The organism is Bradyrhizobium sp. sGM-13 (assembly GCF_018398875.1).
In the GTDB taxonomy this organism is placed as follows: domain Bacteria; phylum Pseudomonadota; class Alphaproteobacteria; order Rhizobiales; family Xanthobacteraceae; genus Bradyrhizobium.
The window spans coordinates 340,217-359,395 of sequence record NZ_JAGWDK010000005.1 but is presented as its reverse complement, the minus strand read 5'-3'; the positions used below and the strand labels follow the sequence as shown (position 1 = coordinate 359,395).

Below are 19,179 nucleotides of genomic sequence, written 5' to 3'. Positions count from 1 at the left end.
AATGGCCAATCTCAGCTCCTCAGCGCTCGCCCGCACCGCACCACTTTATGATCGGGTCAAACGGGTCATCCCGCCACCTGAATGGGCCGTCTTTGCCGAGGATGTCGACGCGATTCTGGCGCTCAAGCGCGAGCGCAACGCCGTCGTCCTGGCGCACAACTATCAGACGCCTGAAATCTTCCACGGTGTCGCCGATATCGTCGGCGACAGCCTGCTGCTGGCGCGCGAAGCCACCAAGGTCAACGCCGACATCATCGTGCTGGCCGGCGTGCACTTCATGGCCGAGACGGCCAAGCTGTTGAATCCGGAAAAGACCGTGCTGATCCCCGACCTTGCGGCGGGCTGTTCGCTGGCAGATTCCATCACCGCGCAGGATGTCCGGCTGATGCGCCAGCGCTATCCCGGCGTTCCCGTCGTCACCTATGTCAACACCTCGGTCGCGGTGAAGGCGGAATCCGACATCTGCTGCACCTCCGGCAACGCGCTCAAGGTCGTGGAGTCGCTGGGCGTGGAGCGCGTGATCATGCTGCCGGATGAATATCTCGCCCAAAACATTGCCACGCAGACGGACGTTAAGATCATCGCATGGAAAGGCCATTGCGAGGTGCACGAGCTGTTTACGGCCTCCGACGTCCGGCAACTGCGCGAAAACCATCCTGATGTGACCATCCTGGCGCATCCGGAGTGCCCACCCGAAGTGGTGGCGGAAGCCGATTTCTCCGGCTCGACAGCCGCCATGTCGGAATACGTCGGCAAGCAGAGGCCGCCCCGCGTCGTGCTGCTGACGGAATGCTCGATGAGCGACAACGTTTCCGTGCTCCATCCCGAGGTGGAGTTCATCCGGCCCTGCAATCTCTGTCCGCACATGAAGCGGATCACGCTGAAGAATATCCGCCATGCACTGGAAACTGGCCGAGACGAGGTGACGATCGATCCCGCGATCGCTGCGCCCGCCCGTCGCGCGGTGGAAAGGATGCTGGCGCTATGAGCACCGAGATTTCAGCGCTCAACCACCGTCCCGTCATCATCGGCGGCGGCGCCGCCGGATTGATGGCGGCGCTTCAGATGGCGCCCGAGCCGGTCGTATTGCTGTCGAAGGCACCGCTCGGCGCGGAAGCCTCGAGCCTGTGGGCGCAAGGCGGATTGGCCGCAGCGATGGCCGACGATGACGCCCCTGCCCTGCACCTGGCTGATACGATCGCCGCTGGCGCCGGGCTGTGCGACGAAGCCGTCACTCACCGGATCGTTCATGCGGCGCCTGCCGCAGTCGAACATCTCGCACGGCTTGGCGTTGCCTTCGATCGTACGCCCGAAGACGGCTGGCGGCTCGGCTTGGAGGCCGCACACAGCCGCAACCGGATCGTGCACGCCACCGGCGACGGCACGGGCCGCGAGATCATGCGCGCACTGATTGCAGCGGTACGCCGCTGTCCATCAATTACGCTGCTGGAGGGTGTCGAGGCGCGGAGCCTGATCGTCGAGGATAACGTCATCAGGGGCGTGCTCGCGGTGAACGCGCAGGGGCCACTGGTGATCGATACCGGTCGCGTCGTGCTGGCGACGGGCGGCGTCGGCGGCCTGTTTCTCGACAGCACCAACCCCGCCGGCTGCTACGGCCACGGACTGGCGCTGGCGGCGCGCGCGGGCGCGCTGCTCGCCGATCTTGAATTCATCCAGTTTCACCCAACCGCCTTCGACGGGCCGTCACGCCCGATGCCGCTGGTCACCGAGGCCGTGCGCGGCGACGGCGCCATCCTGATCGACGACACCGGCCAGCGCTTCATGGCGGATCAGCCAGGCGCCGAGCTCGCGCCCCGCGACATCGTCGCGCGCGCGGTCTGGCGCCGTCGCGCGGAAGGGCGTCGCGTTTTCCTCGACGCGCGCAAACATCCGGGAGCGGAATTTGCAAAGCGCTATCCCGTCATTTCCGCGTTTTGCAAAATGGCCGGAATCGATCCCGCGGTCGATCCAATTCCGGTGAGGCCGGCGGTGCACTACCACATGGGCGGGATCGCCGTTGACGGCGAAGGCCGCAGCAGCGTGGACGGCCTCTGGGCCTGCGGCGAGGTCAGCCGCACGGGCCTGCATGGCGCCAACCGGCTCGCCAGCAATTCGCTGATGGAAGCCATCGTCTGTGCGCAATGGGTTGCAGAGAGCGTCACCGGCGCCAGTCACAGCCCGCTGAAAGCGCGCGTGGCCGACGCGCCTGCGCCCGCGTCCGATCCTTCGGCCATACGGCCGATCCTGTCGCAAGGCCTCGGCGTGCTCCGCGACCGGCACGGCATAGAGCGCGCAATTCGCGGCCTCTATCCTCTGGCCAACGGCAGAAGTGCAGCAGCCGATCCCGCGCTGGTGGGATTGATGATCGCGGTCGCCGCCTGGCGGCGCGAGGAAAGCCGCGGCGGGCATTTTCGCACCGACTTCCCCGATGTCCTGCCTTCGGCCGCATCATCATCCATCTCACTTGCGGACACACTCGACGCCGCGCGCGACATCGTGGAAACCGGATATCTGTTTACCGGGAGCGTCCAGCCGTGACACTAACCCCGCTTCTGCCCGTGATGTACGAGCCGCTGGTTCGAACCGCCCTGCTCGAAGACTTGGGCCGCGCTGGCGACATCACCGCAGACGCGATCGTTCCGGCGGACAAGCGCGCCGCGCTGGTGCTGCGCGCGCGCCATCCCGGCGTGGTGGCCGGGCTCGACATCGCGCGCAGTGCATTTCAGCTCGTCAATCCTGCCACCCAACTCGAAGCGGAGCGCCCCGACGGCAGCGTGGTGGCGCCGGGAGACGTGATCGCCGCGATCGAGGGGCCGGCACGCGGACTATTGACCGGCGAACGGACGGCGCTGAATTTTCTCTGCCACCTCAGCGGCGTCGCGACCGCAACGGCCTCGCTGGTATCGGCCGCACAAGGCACCAAGGCGCGCATCGTCTGTACTCGCAAGACGACGCCCGGGCTGCGCGCGCTGGAAAAATACGCGGTCCGCGCCGGCGGTGGCAGCAATCACCGTTTTGGCCTCGACGATGCCATTCTGATCAAAGACAACCATATCGCACTGGCCGGCGATATCAGGACCGCGATCGAACGCGCAAAGGCGCATGCCGGCCACCTCGTTAAGATCCAGGTTGAGGTGGATACGCTGGCCCAGCTTGAACAGGCGCTCGCGATCGGCGTCGATGCCGTCCTGCTCGACAACATGACCGTCGAGGAACTGCGGCAGGCGGTGGCGATGACCGGCCGTCGGGCGATTACCGAGGCTTCCGGCCGCATCACGGCCGAGACGACTAAAGCGATCGCGGCCACCGGCGTCGATCTGATTTCCGCCGGTTGGCTGACCCACAGCTCCGCCGCGCTCGATATCGGCCTCGACTATCTCGGACTCAATCGGCAGGCGGCGTAGCTTTGGCGGATCACTCGGCCGCGCGCATTGCCTTGTCCTCGCGCATCAGGCGGTTGTTGCGCTGGACCACCGAATAGCTCGCCAGCGCAAACAGGATCACCAGGCCCTGGATCGACAGCGCTTCCATGGAAGGATTCAGGCCGATCGCTGTCAGAAACGCCGAGCCCTTCACGTCGGTGACCGTGATGATCGCCTGCTCCTGGAACTCCTGCACCGCCTCGCCGATGAACTTGATCGCCATTACGAACAGGAACGCCGAGGTGACGATGAACAGCGGCCGAAGCGGAAGCTTTCGCGCAATCAGGTTGATGAAATAGAACAGCACGGCGAGGCCCACCGTCGCCACCGCAAGCCCGGCGAACAGGCCCGCGCTCCAGCCGCCCTCGGTCTTCGCCAGCGCATGGATGAACAGCACGGTTTCGGCGCCCTCACGGAACACCGCGAGGAAAGCCAGTGCGCCGACCGCCCACACCGTGTCCTGCGACAGTGCGCGGTCGGCTTTATGCGCGAGATAGTCCTGCCAGCCGCGCGGGTCCTGCTTCACCATCAGCCAGCCGCTGACATAGAGCATCAGGGCGGCGGCGACGAGAATGATGACGCCCTCGAGGATATCGCTGTGGTCGCCGGAGTTCAGCACCGCAAACAGCCAGGCGGCGACGAAGCTGGCGCCGACCGCGGCGAGCGCGCCGCCGTACAGCGCCTGAATGCGGTGGGCGGCACCGGCTTTGGTCAGGTAGCCCGCGAGTGCCGCGATCACCAGCATGGCTTCGAGCCCCTCGCGGAGCAGGATGATTGCGGCCTGGATGAAAGCTGACGACATGAAACTGAACCTTTGTTTTGGCTCGTTTTATCGTCCAAACGATTCAAGTAAAGCGGTCGCGCGCCACCCAAATGCGTTGGGGCCTTTGCGCAGCAAGAAACCCCCGCAAATCGGGCACTTCCGGCAATGACAGCAGATTAGAATTGCTCAATTTCAGCCGGGCTGCCCGAGCGGCATCACCAGCTTCTGCCTGTCGTGCTCGGTGCGCCGCGCAACCAGGCGCTCGGTTTGCAAAACCGCCAGCGTCAGGACCACGATGGCTGTGGCCTGATGCGCCAGCGCGAGATCGATCGGCACCTGGCGCAGCAGCGTCAGAATGCCGAGCCCGGCCTGCAGCGCGATCGCCGCCACCAGAGACCAGGCGCCGCCGACCACGGCAATGCCGGCCCGTGACCTCACGCTATCGACCGCATGAAAGACCGCCAGCACCAGCAGCGCGTAGGCGGTCATGCGGTGTTCGAACTGCACAGTGAGCGTGTTGTCGAACAAATTGCGCCACCACGGCTCCTCGAAGAACAGCCGCGCCGCCGATGGAACGAAGGCGCCATCGATCTCGGGCCAGGTGTTGTATACCCTGCCCGCCCGCAGGCCTGCGACCAGCGCGCCGAAATAGAGCTGCAGGAAGGTCAATCCCAGCAACACCACAGCGGTTATCTTCAGTCGTGGCGCCGCCGCAGGTTGCGGACGCGCACGCATCCGCCGCAGCGTCCAGATGATCGACGCAAAAATGATCAGCGCGAGCACCAGATGCGTCGCCAACCGATATTGAGATACCTCGGTCCGTTGGGACAGGCCCGAGGCGACCATCCACCAGCCGACCGCGCCCTGCAGCGCACCGAGTCCGAAGATCAGCCACAACCGCTTTTTCAATTCAGCGCTGAACGCGCCACGCCACAGAAAGTACAGGAACGGCAGCAGGTAGACCGCGCCGATCACGCGTCCGAGCAGCCGATGGCTCCATTCCCACCAGAAGATGGTCTTGAACTCGGCAAGGCTCATGCCGGCGTTGAGTTCGCGGTATTGCGGAATGGCCTTGTAACCCTCGAACGCCTGCGCCCATTGCGCCTCGTTGAGCGGCGGCAGCGTGCCGGTAACCGGCTTCCATTCCACGATCGACAATCCGGATTCCGTCAGGCGCGTGGCGCCGCCGACCAGCACCATGACCGCAATCAGCGCGGCAACCACGATCAGCCACCATCTGATGGCACCGGCATGCGGGCCCTGCTGTGTGGAACTGGCGGTCATAAACCCGTCTTGAAGTCGGTCCTGGCTCGCCTCGAAGGCGCGCTTGATTGAATTGGCGCGCCCCTTATAGTCCGCCCCTTCCCGCGCGCAACCCGCCACGAGCCTGATATATCCGACATGACGATACGCACCCGCAAATTCTTTGGAACCCTCGCTTTGCTGGTGCTGGTCGTGGTGTGGTCGCTGTTGGGCATGACCATCGCCCAGACGCCGTGGCTGGCCAGCTCAGGCCTGTTGCAGGCGATCTTCTATGTCGTGGCAGGGCTTGGATGGGTGCTGCCGGCGATGCCGATCGTGAGCTGGATGTCGCGGCCCGATCGCGCCGCTTAGACCCAATTGTCCAGAGTCGGCCTGATCGCGGGAAACATCATCCCTGACAGCAACACCCGCATCGAGCGCAGCGAACCATGCCGTCCGTCCCAGGCGATCCGCGGCAATGCATGCAGATTCGTATATCCTTTGGCCTCGACGACGCCTGGGATCGTCGATACCGCGCTGGCGAAACCTGCCTCCTGCGCCATGACGACGTGCTCCCGGCTCCAGGATTGCTGGTCGCCGAACGGATAGGCGAAATGCCTGACGGGCTGGCGCAAGGCGGTCTCCGCTACCGCCTTGCCCATCGTCATTTCGCGCTGCGCGTCCGTCCTTTTCAGGTTGGACAGTGGGGGATAGTTCACCGTTGCGCTGCCGATCGTCACCAGCGGATCGGCGGCGAGCTTGGCCAGATCGTCCCAATCCATCGAGGCCGCGCGCGACAGCGCCGCGAGATCGACGGAGTAGCGCGTGCAGAGGTCGTGGATCGCGAAGGAAAGATCCGGCGGCGGCAGTGTCCGCATCCAGTTCGCCAGAAATTCGAACGTGTCATGCTTCTCGGGCGTGCTGCCCGTTGCGAAACGCCGCTCCTTGCGGTCGATCACCAGGCTGATGCGATCCTCGCGCGCGATCATCTCTTCCAGCGCGAGCCACCAGGCTTCGCCGAGCCCATCCGGAAACGCGGTGGGCAGGTAGACGGTGAAGGGCACGCCCTGCTTCGACAACACCGGATAGGCCTGCGTGATGACATCCTTACAGCCGCCGTCGAAGGTCAGGCAGGCAAACCGATTGGCCCTTGGCAGTGTGACCGCTCGCCGGCACACCTCGTCCATCGCGATCAGGTCGAAGTTCCAGCGCTTCAGCGCACGGATCGTCCGGTCGAGAAATTCCGGCGTGATTTCACGCCACCGATTGGGCTGAAACGGCCGGGAATCCCGCGGACGCACCCGCTCGAACCGCAAAATGACGCCGGCGCCACCGCGCTGCCGCTGCTTCAGCCTGAAATAGCCGCTGAAATAGGCGAGCTCCATCCAGGCCCGCCGCAAAAATCCGAAATCCGACGCCAAACGTACCGCCCTCACCATGCGGTCGCGCTGCCCCCGCCGCGCCGCATCGTATTACCCTTTGTTGACATTTCCCTGCGAAGGTCGGCCAAAGCCGAAATTGTAAACAAATTCATATAACACGGGCTCTGCGATGACCATGGCTGCCGCGATCGAAGACCGTACGGCGGGTGCAGACGGATGGTCGAAGGCGAGCCGCATCGCCGGCATCGACATCGTTCGCGACCTCGCTGCGGCGGAAGGCGTCTGGCGCAACCTGGAAGGCGCGCAAACCTTCTTCACGCCGTATCAGCGCTTCGACTTCCTCAGCCCCTGGCAGCGGCAGGTTGGCGCGCGCGAAGGCCTTGCTCCCTTCATCGTGATTGCCTACGACGCGGAACGCCGTCCACTCGCGCTGCTTCCGCTCGCGCTCAGGCACGCTTATGGCGCGCGCTGCGCCAGTTTCATGGGCGGCAAGCATTCCACCTTCAACATGGCGCTGTTCGACCGCGATTTCGCCGCAAGCGCAACGCAAGCCGATCTCGAAGGCCTTATCTCGGCGATATCGCAGCGGTCGGAAGCCGATGTCCTCGCGCTGCACCAGCAACCGGTTCGCTGGCGCGATCTACCCAATCCGTTCGCCTTGCTGCCGCATCAACCTTCGGCCAATGATTGCCCGCTATTGGTGATTGAGCCTGGCGCCGCGCCCTCCGCGCTGATCAGCAACTCGTTCCGGCGCCGCCTCAAGGGCAAGGAACGCAAGCTGCAGTCCCTGCCCGGCTATCGCAGTCATATTGCGTCGTCAGCGGCCGACATCACCCGGCTGCTCGACTGGTTCTTCCAAGTCAAGCCGCTGCGGATGGCGGAACAGAAGCTGCCGAATGTGTTCGCCGATCCCGGCATCGAGGAATTCGTCCGCAGCGCCTGCACCGCGCCGCTCGCGGGCGGCAGGCATGCCATCGACATCCACGCGCTGGAATGCGACGAGGAAGTGATCGCGATTTTTGCCGGCGTCGCCGACGGGCATCGGTTCTCGATGATGTTCAACACTTACACGATGTCGGCGAATTCAAAGTACAGCCCCGGCCTGATCCTGATGCGCGACATCATCGACCACTATGCCGCACAGGGTTACCGCGCGCTCGACCTCGGAATCGGATCGGACGACTACAAGCGGCTGTTCTGCAAGAGCGACGAGCTGATCTTCGACAGCTTCATCCCGCTCAGCCAGCGCGGCAAGCTCGCCGCCAGCGTCATGTCCGGCCTCAATCGCACCAAGCGGCTGGTGAAGCACAATCCGGCGCTGCTGGAGATGGCGCAAAAGCTGCGCAGCGCGTTTAGCTAGATTATAAGCCTAGGGTGGGCAAAGGCGCATTTGCGCCGTGCCCACCATTCAAGATGACGTTGTGAAATGGTGGGCAGGCGCTAGCGTGCGTTTTGCCCACCCTACACGAATCGTTCAAGCCGCCACAACGCGCGGGCCGGCTTCGACGGCGTACGACGACTCGCACGGTTTGCTTAGCATCGTCACCTCAAAGAAGCCGACTGCCCTGAGCTGATCGCACATCAGCACGCGCGCATCCTGCGTCATCGATGCTTCTGGCACCACGACCGCACGCGCCTGCGACGTCAGCAATTCGGCCGGCAGATCGGACGCCGTGCCAGCATCCAGCAGCACATGATCGTAGACCCGCAGCAACGCGTCGATCGCAAGCGTCAGGCGCGGTGATTGAAGCTGCGCACGGTCGAAGCCGGGGCGTCCCGCGCTGACGAGATGAACGCGCGATAGCCGATCCTTGGTGATGATCTGCGCAAACGAGGCTTCGCCCTGCATCAATTCGGCAAGCCCCGGTGCTACCGGATCGACCGACGCCGCCGTCATCGTCGGCGAGGACGCCACGAGATCGACGACCACGATCTTTGCCTGCTGCGCCATCAGCCGCGCCAACGTCAGTGCGGTCAGCGTAATGCTCTCGCTCGATGCCGTGCCGAGCACGGTGACCTTGGGCGCTGCGGCGCCTGCGCCAACCAGCTCATCAGCCAGTTGCTCGATCTCGCTGTCCCCCGCCCCAGCATCCATGCGCGGGGCGTCGGCATGCGGCTCATTCAACGTTGGCTCTGAAACGTGATCCGCTTCAGCGAGGTTCGCCACAGGCAGCTCGGGCGCGATCGCCGGCGTACGCACCTGTTCCGGCGCAGACGCCAGGACGATTTCGGGTGCAATTTCCGGCGCAATTTCACGCATAACTTCCGGCGAAGCCGTACGGAGTGTCCGCGGCGCAGTCATGCGCAAGAGTTCACCGGTCGCGATCACGCCCGAAGTGAGCAGCAGGGTCGCCAGCGTCGCAATCAAGACGATAGGCAGCTTCTTCGGATAGGTCGGGGTGTTGGAAACGCTGGCGCGGGAGATGATGCGGCCATCGGCCGGCGCTGCCTCGATATTCTCGCGGGTGTTCGCCTCGCGGTATTTGGCGAGATAGGATTCCAAGAGGTCCCGCTGGGCCTTGGCCTCGCGCTCGAGCGCGCGGAGCTGCACGTCCTGGCCATTGGTCGAAGAAGCCTGTTTTTTTAGCTGATCGAGGCTCGCTGTCAGGCCTTCGACCCGGCCGCCGGCGATGCGGGCGTCGTTCTCCAGCGAGCGGGACACCTTACCCGCCTCCTCGCGCAACTGCCGATCGAGATCGGCAAGCTGGGCCTTCAATTCCTTGATGCGGGGATGACCACCGAGCAGCGTCGAGGATTGCTCGGCGAGCTGCGCACGGAGCGTCACGCGCTGCTCGGACAGCCGGCGTACCAGTTCGGAGTTGAGCACCTCGGAAGCCTCGATCGGCTTGCCGCTCTGAAGCATCTCCTTGATCAGCCGCGCCTTGGATTCGGCATCCGACTTCAGCGCGCGGGCGTTGTTCAACTGCGTATTGATCTCGCCCATCTGCTGGTTGGACAGCGTGGTGTTGTTGGTGCCCACGAACAGGCTCGACTTGGAGCGGAAATCCTCGACCCGCGATTCGGCGTCAGCCACGCGCTTGCGCAAGTGTTCTATTTCGCCCGAGAGCCACTGGCTGGCAGACTTCGCTTGCTGCTGCCGCGCGTCCTGCTGCAGCACCAGATAGCCTTCCGCAATCGAGTTGGCGACGCGCGCGGCGAGTTCGGAATCACGCGACTGGAATTCAACGACGATGACGCGCGACTTGTCGACGGCATAGGCCGTGAATCGCTCATAATAGGCCTCCAGCACGCGCTCTTCCGGCGTCAACGAAAACGGATCGCGCCCGATGCCGACCAGTGCCAGCATCGACTTCAGCGGCGAGATCCCCTGCAGCACCGGATCGAATTCGGGAAGCTCGGCAAGCTTGTTCTTTTTGATGATCTCGCGGGCCAGATCGCGCGATTGCACCAACTGCACCTGGCTGGTGACGGCCTCGGCGTCGAGCGCGCTGCGCTCCTCGTTGCGCTCGCCGTTCGGCCGCAGGAAAACGTTCTCGCGCCCGTCGACCAGGATGCGCGCTTCCGACTTGTAGCGCGGCGTGATCATGTTGACCGCGGCCAGCGACAGCACCAGCGCCAGCAATGTCGGAACGATGATCCAGCTCCGCCTGCGCATCAACGCCTGACCAAGCGCATGCAGATCGAGATCGCCGGAATCGGATGCGACGGAATTCGGCGCCGAAGCCACAGGCCTTGCCGTCGCCCGCTGCACCACCCGCTTGTCCTTGCCTGCACGCCAGAACGCCAAACGCATCCCACACTCCCGTGGACGCAACTATCGGTCCACTCGACAGAGGCGATTACACTTCATTATGGTTGCCGCTGGGTTAACTTGCCTTCGCGCCCGAGCAGCACCTCGCGCGCGCAGTCATTTTTTGTTAACCATCAAAGCCCTTAATCGCTGAATACTTTTCCAGGATACATGTAATGCGCGGCGTGCTCGCCCCTATTCCATATCTGATTGCTGCGCTGACGCTTGCGGGCTGCCTGGCCCGGACCGCGCAGGTTCCCGTCGCATCTGAAGGCGGTCTCGATGCCTGTCGTTGACGGTCAGCCGCTTCGGATTCTGCACGCAACGCGCGCGCCGGTCGGTGGCATCTTCCGCCACATCCTCGATCTCGCCAACGGCCAGGTCGACCGCGGCCATCACGTCGGCATCATCGCCGATAGCCTCACCGGCGGCGAACGCGCCGAGCAGGCGCTGGCGGAAATCGCCCCGCGCCTCGCGCTCGGCGTTCACCGCACCGCCATTCGCCGCGAGCCGCTTCCGAGCGATCTTCTGGTGTGGGCCCGGTTCCGGCGCATGATCCGCCAACTGAAGCCGGACGTGCTGCACGGTCACGGCGCCAAGGCCGGCGCCTTCATGCGCATAAGGACCGCTTCCCGCGACAGGATCAGGGTCTACACCCCGCATGGCGGCTCGCTGCACTATCCACTGTCGACGCTGAAGGGCAACATCTATGCCCGTGTCGAACGCGCGCTGATGAACGATACCGACCTGTTCCTGTTCGAAAGCGCGTTTGCTCGCAACACCTACCAGCGCACCATCGGCACGCCGAAGGGGCTGGTGCGATGCGTGTTCAACGGCGTCACCGCCAGTGAATTCGATCCCGTCGTCAAGGCGGAGGACGCCACCGACCTGATCTATGTCGGCGAGTTCCGGCACATCAAGGGCGCCGACCTTCTGATCGATGCGGTAGCGCGGCTACGCGCCGACGGCCGTCCGGTGACGCTGACGCTCGCAGGCGACGGCGAGGAAAGCGAAGGCCTCAAAGCCCAGGTCGCGCGGCTCGGCCTCGGTGAGGCCGTGCGCTTCATCGGCCACGTCAAGGCGCGCTACGGCTTCTCCAAGGGCTCGCTGCTGGTGGTTCCCTCCCGCGGAGACTCAATGCCCTATGTCGTGATCGAGGCGGCGGCCGCCGGCATTCCGATGGTCGCCGCCAATGTCGGCGGCATTCCCGAAATTTTCGGCCCGCATGGCGATGCCTTGTTCGCACCGAGCAACGCCGCCGCCATAGCCGATGCTATCGAAGCCGCGCTGAAGGATCCGGCCGCGACCAAGGAGCGGGCCAAATCGCTGCGCGAACGAATCTTCCAGCATTTTTCGCAGAAGGCGATGGTCGAGGGCGTTGTTGCCGGCTACCGCGAGGCGTTTGCCAATCGTTAACCGAAAATTACCGACGTAACTGTTTCTTCCGATTTGTCCCGTAAGTCCGTGGTGTGGGGAATTCCGCACCGGCGGGCACGTTGCTATGTGCCCGCTCAAGAACGGACGTGGACCAGTGGAACCGATTAACGCACGCTCGATGCTCGATGCCGCGGCGACCGCCAGCGCCGATCGTCCGCAGATCGAACGGCGCCGCAGGCTGTCTCCGGCAGCGCTCGCCGTCACCAATCAGAAAGTTGGCCGCGCCTATTCGCCGATCGTGATCGCAGGCGTGGTTCGCGTGATCGATTTCGCGATGTTGAGCGCGATCGGCACTGCGCTCTATTTTGGTTACGTCGTGCCTCTCAGCGGTTTTTCCTGGGAATTTCTCGCGGCGATCTTCGGCGTGGCGGCAACGGCCGTGATCTGCTTCCAGGCCGCCGATATCTACCAGGTGCAGGTATTCCGCGGCCATCTTCGCCAGATGACGCGGATGATTTCATCCTGGGCGTTCGTGTTCCTGCTGTTCATCGGCGCATCCTTCATCGTGAAGCTCGGCAGCGAGATTTCGCGGCTGTGGCTTACGGCGTTTTTCGTGAGCGGCCTCGCGGCGCTGGTCACGCAGCGCCTGTTCCTGCGCTCGCTGGTGCGCCGCTGGGCCCGTCAGGGCCGGCTCGATCGCCGCACCATCATCGTGGGCGCGGACCAGAACGGCGAGGAACTCGTCCAAGCGCTCAAAACGCAGGACGATTCCGATATCCATGTGCTCGGCGTGTTCGACGACCGCAACGACGACCGCGCGATGGACACCTGCGCCGGCAGTCCCAAGCTCGGCAAGGTCGACGACATCGTCGAGTTTGCGCGCCGCACCCGCATCGACCTCGTGCTGTTCGCGCTGCCGATTTCGGCCGAGACGCGCATTCTCGATATGTTGAAGAAGCTCTGGGTGCTTCCGGTCGATATCCGCCTTTCGGCCCATACCAATAAACTGCGCTTCCGTCCCCGCTCCTATTCCTATCTCGGCGAGGTGCCTACCCTCGACGTGTTCGAGGCGCCGATCACCGACTGGGACCTGGTGATGAAGTGGCTGTTCGACCACGTCGTCGGCTTCGTGATCCTGCTGCTGGCGCTGCCGGTGATGGGTCTGGTCGCGATTGCAGTGAAGCTCGACAGCCCCGGGCCGATACTGTTCCGCCAGAAGCGGTTCGGCTTCAACAATGAGCGCATCGATGTCTTCAAGTTTCGCTCGATGTACCACCATCAGGCCGATCCGACCGCCTCCAAGGTCGTGACCAAGAATGACCCGCGCGTCACCCGCGTCGGGCGCTTCATCCGCAAGACCAGCCTCGACGAACTGCCGCAGCTCTTTAACGTCGTGTTCAAGAGCAACTTGTCGCTGGTCGGGCCGCGCCCGCACGCCGTGCAAGGCAAGTTGCAAAGTCGGCTGTTCGACGAAGCCGTCGACGGCTATTTCGCGCGCCACCGCGTCAAGCCCGGCATCACCGGCTGGGCGCAGATCAACGGCTGGCGCGGCGAAGTCGACACCGACGAGAAGATCCAGAAGCGCGTCGAGTTCGATCTGTATTACATCGAGAACTGGTCGGTGCTGTTCGATCTCTACATCCTGCTCAAGACGCCGATCGCACTGATGACCAAGAGCGAGAACGCGTATTGAGTTGAGGACACGCAAACCGTCATTGCGAGGAGCGATAGCGACGAAGCAATCCATCTATCGTCGCTGGGCGCCATGGATTGCTTCCGCCTTCGCTCGTCGAGCTACGGCGGACAAGTCGCTTTGCTCGCAATGACGGAAGCGGCGGTTCAATTGTTCTGTTGAGTTGCGTGAGTATGTGATGGCGTATGCGGCGACAGCCGGGGAATCACTCCCATCGATAACAGCCGCGCCCGGCGTGCTCGCGCTGCAGCGCGCGCTGGTATGGCTGGTGGGCGCGTCCATCGCCATCGTCTTCATCGAGCCGAGCCCCTATGAGCTGGCGACGCTTGCTGCCTCGGTGATCTTCTTCGCCACGGGCGCACGGATGCGGCTGGTGTTCATGCCGCTGCTGTTGCTCCTGTTCCTGCTCAACCTCGGCTACAGCATCAGTGCCGCCGCCGTAATGGATCGGCCCAACGTGCCGAGCTGGATTGCGACCTCCTGGTATATGGCGATCACGGTCATCTTCTTCGCGATGGTGATCTCCGAGGATACCGCGGCGCGGCTCGACATGCTCCGGCGCGGCCTCATCGTCGGCGCGATGATTGCGGCGCTCGCGGGCATCGCGGGTTACTTCAATCTCGTCCCCGGCGGTCGCGACCTGCTGACACTGTATGACCGCGCCCGCGGCACCTTCAAGGACCCGAACGTGCTCGGCGCGTTTCTGATCCTGCCCGGGCTGTTCGCGCTGCAAAGCGTCGTCTCCGACAAGTTCGGCAAGTCGCTCCGCAGTGCCATCGCGTTCGGCGTGATATCGCTAGCAATCCTGCTTTCGTTCTCCCGCGCCGCGTGGGGTCAACTGATCGTTACATCCGCCTTCACGCTGGCATTGATGGTGCTGACCAGCCGCTCGCAGTCACAGCGCTCGCGCATCATCGTGATGGCGCTCGTTACCGTCGTGCTGGCGGCCGCGCTGGTTGCGGTGCTGCTGTCGTTCGATTCGATTGCGCAGCTATTCAAGGAGCGCGCCAGCCTGGACCAGAGCTACGACGAAGGCCGCTTCGGCCGGTTCGGCCGGCACATCCTCGGCGCAGAAATGGCATTGGGCCTGCCATTCGGCATCGGCCCGCTACAGTTCACCCGCTACTTCCCGGAAGACACCCACAATTCGTACCTGAACGCGTTCATGTCGGGCGGTTGGCTCTCCGGCGTCTGCTATCCGACGCTGGTCTTCGTCACGGTTCTGACGGGCTTCCGCTATGTCTTCGTCCGCGCGCCCTGGCAACCGGCCTATCTGGCAATCTTCGCAGCCTTCCTCGGCACGGTCGGCGAGAGCTTCATCATCGATACCGACCACTGGCGGCACTTCTGGATGATGCTGGGAACGATGTGGGGCATGTTCGTCGCCGCCGAACGCTGGAAGGCGGGCCATGATCCGGCGCGGGCGGAGCGATTGCGACTCGTAGCAGCGTAGGGTGGGCAAAGGCGCTTGCGCCGTGCCCGCCATCTATCCACCCGCACATTGACGGTGGGCACGCTGCGCTTTGCCCACCCTACGATCTGCGGCTATTTCTCAACTTCAAACGTCAGCCCCGCGTGATCAACCAACCGCCTGATCAACTTGTGCTGCATTGCTGCACCCGGCGTCCATATGCCGGCCGGCACATCGGGCGCGTCGCGCAACAGACAGATCGCGCATTCGGAGATCATCTTCGCCGTCGCGCCGTAGGGATCGCAGTTGCCTTTCACGGACGTGCGCACCTGTCGTCCATCAGGCGCGGTCGCGACATAGAGCAAATCGTAACGGCCATTTTCGCGCTCTTCCTTCGACGGCCCCTCGCCCGGCTTGAGTGCGTTGGGGCCGGTCTTTTCGTTATTCGCAGCCACTACAAGCTTCGCGTTCGCTTCTCCCCGATCGCCGGGACCGGTCAATACCATTTCGTCGTAGACGAACTCGCGGCCGTACGGGAATCCCATAAGCATGTTAGAGCGATGAACGTTGCGTGTGTTGATCAACGCCATCGTGAAAGGCGCGGCCCAGGATTGAAGATCTTCTTCGTAAGCCGGCTTGTTACCGCGCGGCTGGCGCACGCCGCTAAATCCCGGTGTGAGCGCAAAGGGATCGTTCAGGATGGAGATGAGGCTGAGATCCCTGGCGACAGCGCCGAACGTCGCCTTGGCGCTTGCGGCAGTACCGCCAGAGAGCGTGCCGCGCATATCGCGCACCCGACCTTTGACGCGAGAGGCGGGCCCACCTAACACGCGCTTGGCCTCCGTCTGGACGAAGAACGCACCAAGTTCAAACGGCAGCGAGTCGAAGCCACATGAGAACATGATCCGCGCTCCGCTCGCTTTCGCCTGCGCCTCGTGCGCGTCGATCATTTGCCGCATCCAGATCGGCTCGCCGCAATAGTCGAGATAATCGGTGCCGGTTGCAGCGCAGATGGCAACCAGATCGCTTCCGTACAACTGATATGGGCCAACACCCGCAATCACCGACTTCGCCTGCTCCACCATCGCTTTCAGCGATGCCACATCACTTGAATCGGCCACGATCAACGGCGTGTCCTTGGGCGCACCGATCGCATCACGGACGGCAGCGAGCTTGTCCTTGCTGCGGCCGGCCATCGCCCATTTGAGGCTGGCGTCACCTTTGTAATGCTCGGCGAGATATTCGGCGACGAGCTGACCGGTGAAGCCGGTGGCGCCATAGACGACGATGTCGAATTTCGACGAAGACATAACTGGGATTTCCTACAGATACGAATTTGGCCCGTTTTGTCATTGCGAGCGAAGCGAAGCAATCCAGAAATCGAGCCACGATGGAAGGCTGGATTGCTTCCGCCTTCGCTCCTTGAGCTACGGCGGACGCGTCATCGCCTCGCTCCTCGCAATGACGGCTGGACTATTTCTTCGGATAGGACACGCCCATCCCGGCGCGCACATCAGCTTGGATCCCATAGGGCGCGATCGGATAGCGCAGGCCGTTCTTCGCGAGCTGCTTCATGCCTATGATGGCCTTGGCAAGGTGCTCCGGCTTGAGCGCGATCAGCATCTCCTCATCAGGCACGCCGCCATAACGCCGTTCGGCAAAGCACGGCAGCGAGAGCGATGGCTCGCCGGTCTTGAGCGCCCTGCCCCAGGAATCCGCGCAGGCGGTCTCGCCGACCACGCCCCATTCGAATTTCTTGTAACCGGTATATTGCAGGCCGTTGATCAGAATGATCATCTGCCCGGGCGTGGCGTAGACCAGACAGATATCCGGCGGATTGAGCCGTCCGCTGGTGAGCGGGCTCACCGCCATCGCTTGGTACTGGCCGAAGGGCACAACGTCGAGCGCTTCCTGACGCTTGCGTGCGTCCTCGGCGGTGCCATGCCAGACGCCCACGTAGTTTTCCCCCGCGAGCCACTTCTCGTCCTGCGGCGCAAGCCCGATCACCGCACGGCATTGCGCGCCGACCAGATCGTCGCCGGTGATGCCGACGGTCCAGCCGAGCCGCGAAGCCATGCTGACGATCTGATCGGTGGTATGCACCGCCGAGGGACGCCGGATTTTTGGAATTGCCGTCATCTCCTCGACGCTGGCAAACATCTTGATACCGATCACAGTCGTCTTCAGCCGTAGCAGACTGTTCAGGTCGGCCACCATGCCGGCGAAATCGAACGCTTCCGGCGTTTGCTGTTGCATGGCGTCAACTCCCAAATCGGCGCGCTTAGCCGGCGCCTGTCGTTTGATTGTAGCCCGGCTGGCTGCCCGCTGCTACTTTGCCGGGCCCGGCAACAACTCGTCGATCTTGCCGGTGGCGCGGTAAGCGATCAGGCCCATCCACTCGCGCACTGCGACATCGGTCCGTCCGAGTCCATCGATCGCGATATTGGTGAAGTCAAATACATCGTCACATCCGCCGACCCGCCAGTCGACGGGATAAGGTTCGACCGCAAATCCCGCCTTCCGGAACAGGCCGATCGATCGCGGCATATGGAAGGCCGAGGTCACCAACAGCCAACGCTCGCCTTCCTTGGGCGCAAGCAGCCGCTTGGAGAATTCCGCATTCTCCTGCGTGTTGCGGGAACCCCGTTCCATGATCAGCCGCGACTTGTCGATGCCGAGGCTTTCGAAGATGGCGCCAGCGAAATCGGCTTCCCTGGCGTCGTTCGAAATCAGTTTCGCACTGCCGCCGGAGAAAACAATGCGCGCCTTCGGGTAGCGGTGTGCCAGCGCGGCAGCCGCGATCAGGCGGTCGGGTGAGCTGCGCACCACCGGTGTGCCGTGCGCAGTGGAAAGATCGGCTTCGATAGACGCGCCGAGCACGATGATGCCGTCAGGCCCGCCGCGCGCCCCGTCCCACGGCGGAAAGCGTTGCTCCAGCGGATAGAGCAGCAGGTTCCCGAGCGGCGACAGTCCGCAGATGACGAGCAGCAGAACGGCTGCGATCACCAGTTTGCGGCCGAGCGATGCAAAGCGCGTGAACAGCAGGATGGCGCCGACGAAGCCTATGCCGATCAGCAGATTCGTCGGCAACAGCAGAAAGCCGAGCGTCTTGGACAGGACAAAAAACAAGGGAAGCCTCTGATAATGTCTGGTACAGCGTCATACGACGCCATTGCAGCAACCAAAAGCCTCCGCATGCCCCATCATCACCTGCATTCCAGCCCCGAAACCTGCCACTGGGGCTTCTTCGAAGCCAAATTGAAGCCCGTCCTGACCATCGCCAGCGGCGAAGAAGTCACCATCGACACCGTGACCGGCGGCCCGGACGTGGTGCCTGATCGCAGCAAGTTTCACGTACCTCCCGAGCTTGCCGAGATACACGTGCGAAGCGAGCGGATGCTGCCGGGCCATATTCTCACCGGTCCGGTCGCCGTGGAAGGGGCCGAGCCCGGCGACGTGCTGGAGGTCGATATTCTCGACGTCCAGCTCCGGCAGGATTGGGGCTACAATCTGATCCGTCCGCTGGCGGGCACGCTACCCGACGATTTTCACGAAACGCGGATCCTGAACATTCCGCTCGACCGCGAGGGGATGGTGGGACGGATGCCGTGGGGGCTCGATCTGCCGCTCAAGCCGTTTTTCGGCGTGATGGGCGTGGCGCCGCCGCCCGCCTGGGGCCGCATCACCTCGCTGATCCCGCGCGCGATGGGTGGCAATCTCGACAACAAGGAGCTGGGCGCCGGCGCCAAGCTGTATCTGCCGGTGTTCGTGCCGGGCGCGCTGTTCTCCTGCGGCGATGGCCACGGTGTGCAGGGCGATGGCGAAGTCTGCGTCACCGCGATCGAGACCGCGCTGCAGGGCCGCTTCCGTCTGACGCTGCGCAAGGACCTGCGGCTCGCCTATCCCCGCGCGGAAACGCCTGACCATTACATGACAATGGCGATGGACCCCGATCTCGATCAATGTGTGGTGCGGGCGCTGCGCGACATGATCGTGCTGCTCGGTGAGAAGCGCAATCTGTCGCGCGAGGATGCCTACACGCTCTGCAGCCTCGCCGCCGATCTGCGCGTGACGCAAACGGTGAACGGCTCCAAGGGCATTCACTGCATGATCGCGAAGGCGGTCGTGCACGGCTGAT

15 protein-coding genes and 1 pseudogene are annotated in these 19,179 nt (G+C 63.6%); 9 read left to right on the top strand and 7 right to left on the bottom strand.

The window, feature by feature from the left end; genetic code table 11:
* Nucleotide 1: 1 nt before the first annotated feature.
* Genes nadA through nadC form a run of 3 tightly spaced genes read left to right on the top strand, consistent with a single transcriptional unit; the run spans nt 2 to nt 3,404 of the window.
* Nucleotides 2-988, top strand: a complete 987-nt coding sequence (nadA, locus tag KJQ96_RS10480) for a quinolinate synthase NadA (protein WP_213286539.1) — start codon at nt 2-4, stop codon at nt 986-988.
* Complete coding sequence (locus KJQ96_RS10475; protein ID WP_213286538.1) at nt 985-2,538, top strand: L-aspartate oxidase; 1,554 nt, start codon at nt 985-987, stop codon at nt 2,536-2,538. The genes nadA and KJQ96_RS10475 overlap by 4 nt, the downstream gene beginning before the upstream one ends.
* On the top strand, nt 2,535-3,404 hold the full coding sequence (gene nadC / locus KJQ96_RS10470) for a carboxylating nicotinate-nucleotide diphosphorylase (RefSeq protein ID WP_213286537.1): 870 nt from the start codon (nt 2,535-2,537) through the stop codon (nt 3,402-3,404). Before KJQ96_RS10475 ends, nadC begins: the two co-directional genes overlap by 4 nt.
* Before the next feature lie 10 nt (nt 3,405-3,414).
* On the opposite strand, the pseudogene KJQ96_RS10465 reads toward nadC, so the two are convergent.
* Together KJQ96_RS10465 and KJQ96_RS10460 are read right to left on the bottom strand one after the other, a co-directional pair.
* Nucleotides 3,415-4,227, bottom strand: a pseudogene (locus KJQ96_RS10465) (FTR1 family protein); the annotation flags it as partial.
* A gap of 150 nt (nt 4,228-4,377) precedes the next feature.
* The gene (locus tag KJQ96_RS10460; RefSeq protein ID WP_213286535.1) at nt 4,378-5,469 is read right to left on the bottom strand and encodes a COX15/CtaA family protein; all 1,092 of its coding nucleotides are present in this window, start codon (nt 5,467-5,469) and stop codon (nt 4,378-4,380) included.
* 117 nt (nt 5,470-5,586) lie between these two features.
* Between KJQ96_RS10460 and KJQ96_RS10455 the strand changes: the two genes are divergently transcribed.
* A complete protein-coding gene (locus KJQ96_RS10455) occupies nt 5,587-5,799 on the top strand; it encodes a DUF2842 domain-containing protein (protein ID WP_057844248.1) in 213 nt (70 codons plus the stop codon).
* On the opposite strand, the gene KJQ96_RS10450 is transcribed toward KJQ96_RS10455, so the two are convergent.
* On the bottom strand, nt 5,796-6,848 hold the full coding sequence (locus tag KJQ96_RS10450) for a polysaccharide deacetylase family protein (RefSeq protein ID WP_213286534.1): 1,053 nt from the start codon (nt 6,846-6,848) through the stop codon (nt 5,796-5,798). The two genes, KJQ96_RS10455 and KJQ96_RS10450, sit on opposite strands and share 4 nt — an antisense overlap.
* 130 nt (nt 6,849-6,978) lie before the next feature.
* Between KJQ96_RS10450 and KJQ96_RS10445 the strand changes: the two genes are divergently transcribed.
* Nucleotides 6,979-8,169 carry a GNAT family N-acetyltransferase gene (locus KJQ96_RS10445; protein ID WP_213286533.1) on the top strand — a complete coding sequence of 397 codons (1,191 nt, stop codon included), beginning with the start codon at nt 6,979-6,981 and terminating at the stop codon, nt 8,167-8,169.
* A gap of 114 nt (nt 8,170-8,283) precedes the next feature.
* Here KJQ96_RS10445 and KJQ96_RS10440 read toward each other — a convergent pair whose 3' ends face one another.
* Nucleotides 8,284-10,563, bottom strand: coding sequence for an exopolysaccharide transport family protein (locus KJQ96_RS10440; RefSeq protein ID WP_213286532.1), 2,280 nt, complete (start codon nt 10,561-10,563; stop codon nt 8,284-8,286).
* Between the two features lie 279 nt (nt 10,564-10,842).
* Between KJQ96_RS10440 and KJQ96_RS10435 the strand changes: the two genes are divergently transcribed.
* The 3 genes from KJQ96_RS10435 to KJQ96_RS10425 all read left to right on the top strand — a co-directional run bounded on the left by KJQ96_RS10435 (nt 10,843) and on the right by KJQ96_RS10425 (nt 15,083).
* Nucleotides 10,843-11,976 (top strand): glycosyltransferase family 4 protein, encoded by a 1,134-nt coding sequence (locus KJQ96_RS10435; protein ID WP_213286531.1) that lies wholly within the window; start codon nt 10,843-10,845, stop codon nt 11,974-11,976.
* A 115-nt stretch (nt 11,977-12,091) separates the two neighbouring features.
* Nucleotides 12,092-13,630: an undecaprenyl-phosphate glucose phosphotransferase gene (locus tag KJQ96_RS10430; RefSeq protein ID WP_213286530.1), complete on the top strand. Its 1,539-nt coding sequence runs from the start codon at nt 12,092-12,094 to the stop codon at nt 13,628-13,630.
* Nucleotides 13,631-13,808: 178 nt separating this feature from the next.
* On the top strand, nt 13,809-15,083 hold the full coding sequence (locus KJQ96_RS10425; protein WP_213286529.1) for an O-antigen ligase: 1,275 nt from the start codon (nt 13,809-13,811) through the stop codon (nt 15,081-15,083).
* Between the two features lie 92 nt (nt 15,084-15,175).
* Here the strand turns inward: KJQ96_RS10425 and KJQ96_RS10420 are convergent, their stop codons facing one another.
* The 3 genes from KJQ96_RS10420 to KJQ96_RS10410 form a co-directional block, all read right to left on the bottom strand.
* Nucleotides 15,176-16,351, bottom strand: coding sequence for a trans-acting enoyl reductase family protein (locus KJQ96_RS10420; RefSeq protein WP_213286528.1), 1,176 nt, complete (start codon nt 16,349-16,351; stop codon nt 15,176-15,178).
* 163 nt (nt 16,352-16,514) lie between these two features.
* The gene (locus KJQ96_RS10415) at nt 16,515-17,297 is read right to left on the bottom strand and encodes a DUF169 domain-containing protein (RefSeq protein WP_213286527.1); all 783 of its coding nucleotides are present in this window, start codon (nt 17,295-17,297) and stop codon (nt 16,515-16,517) included.
* A 72-nt stretch (nt 17,298-17,369) separates the two neighbouring features.
* Nucleotides 17,370-18,170 (bottom strand): YdcF family protein, encoded by an 801-nt coding sequence (locus tag KJQ96_RS10410; RefSeq protein WP_213286526.1) that lies wholly within the window; start codon nt 18,168-18,170, stop codon nt 17,370-17,372.
* 66 nt (nt 18,171-18,236) lie between these two features.
* Between KJQ96_RS10410 and KJQ96_RS10405 the strand changes: the two genes are divergently transcribed.
* Nucleotides 18,237-19,178, top strand: coding sequence for an acetamidase/formamidase family protein (locus KJQ96_RS10405; protein ID WP_213286525.1), 942 nt, complete (start codon nt 18,237-18,239; stop codon nt 19,176-19,178).
* Nucleotide 19,179 lies beyond the last annotated feature (1 nt).

Excerpts from the sequence above, each read along its gene's own strand:
- nadA (WP_213286539.1), top strand. The coding sequence starts at position 2 with ATGGCCAATCTCAGCTCCTCAGCGCTCGCCCGCACCGCACCACTTTAT.
- KJQ96_RS10475 (WP_213286538.1), top strand. The coding sequence starts at position 985 with ATGAGCACCGAGATTTCAGCGCTCAACCACCGTCCCGTCATCATCGGC.
- KJQ96_RS10460 (WP_213286535.1), bottom strand. The coding sequence starts at position 5,469 with ATGACCGCCAGTTCCACACAGCAGGGCCCGCATGCCGGTGCCATCAGA.
- KJQ96_RS10455 (WP_057844248.1), top strand. The coding sequence starts at position 5,587 with ATGACGATACGCACCCGCAAATTCTTTGGAACCCTCGCTTTGCTGGTG.
- KJQ96_RS10445 (WP_213286533.1), top strand. The coding sequence starts at position 6,979 with ATGACCATGGCTGCCGCGATCGAAGACCGTACGGCGGGTGCAGACGGA.
- KJQ96_RS10440 (WP_213286532.1), bottom strand. The coding sequence starts at position 10,563 with ATGCGTTTGGCGTTCTGGCGTGCAGGCAAGGACAAGCGGGTGGTGCAG.
- KJQ96_RS10435 (WP_213286531.1), top strand. The coding sequence starts at position 10,843 with ATGCCTGTCGTTGACGGTCAGCCGCTTCGGATTCTGCACGCAACGCGC.
- KJQ96_RS10425 (WP_213286529.1), top strand. The coding sequence starts at position 13,809 with ATGGCGTATGCGGCGACAGCCGGGGAATCACTCCCATCGATAACAGCC.
- KJQ96_RS10420 (WP_213286528.1), bottom strand. The coding sequence starts at position 16,351 with ATGTCTTCGTCGAAATTCGACATCGTCGTCTATGGCGCCACCGGCTTC.
- KJQ96_RS10415 (WP_213286527.1), bottom strand. The coding sequence starts at position 17,297 with ATGCAACAGCAAACGCCGGAAGCGTTCGATTTCGCCGGCATGGTGGCC.
- KJQ96_RS10405 (WP_213286525.1), top strand. The coding sequence starts at position 18,237 with ATGCCCCATCATCACCTGCATTCCAGCCCCGAAACCTGCCACTGGGGC.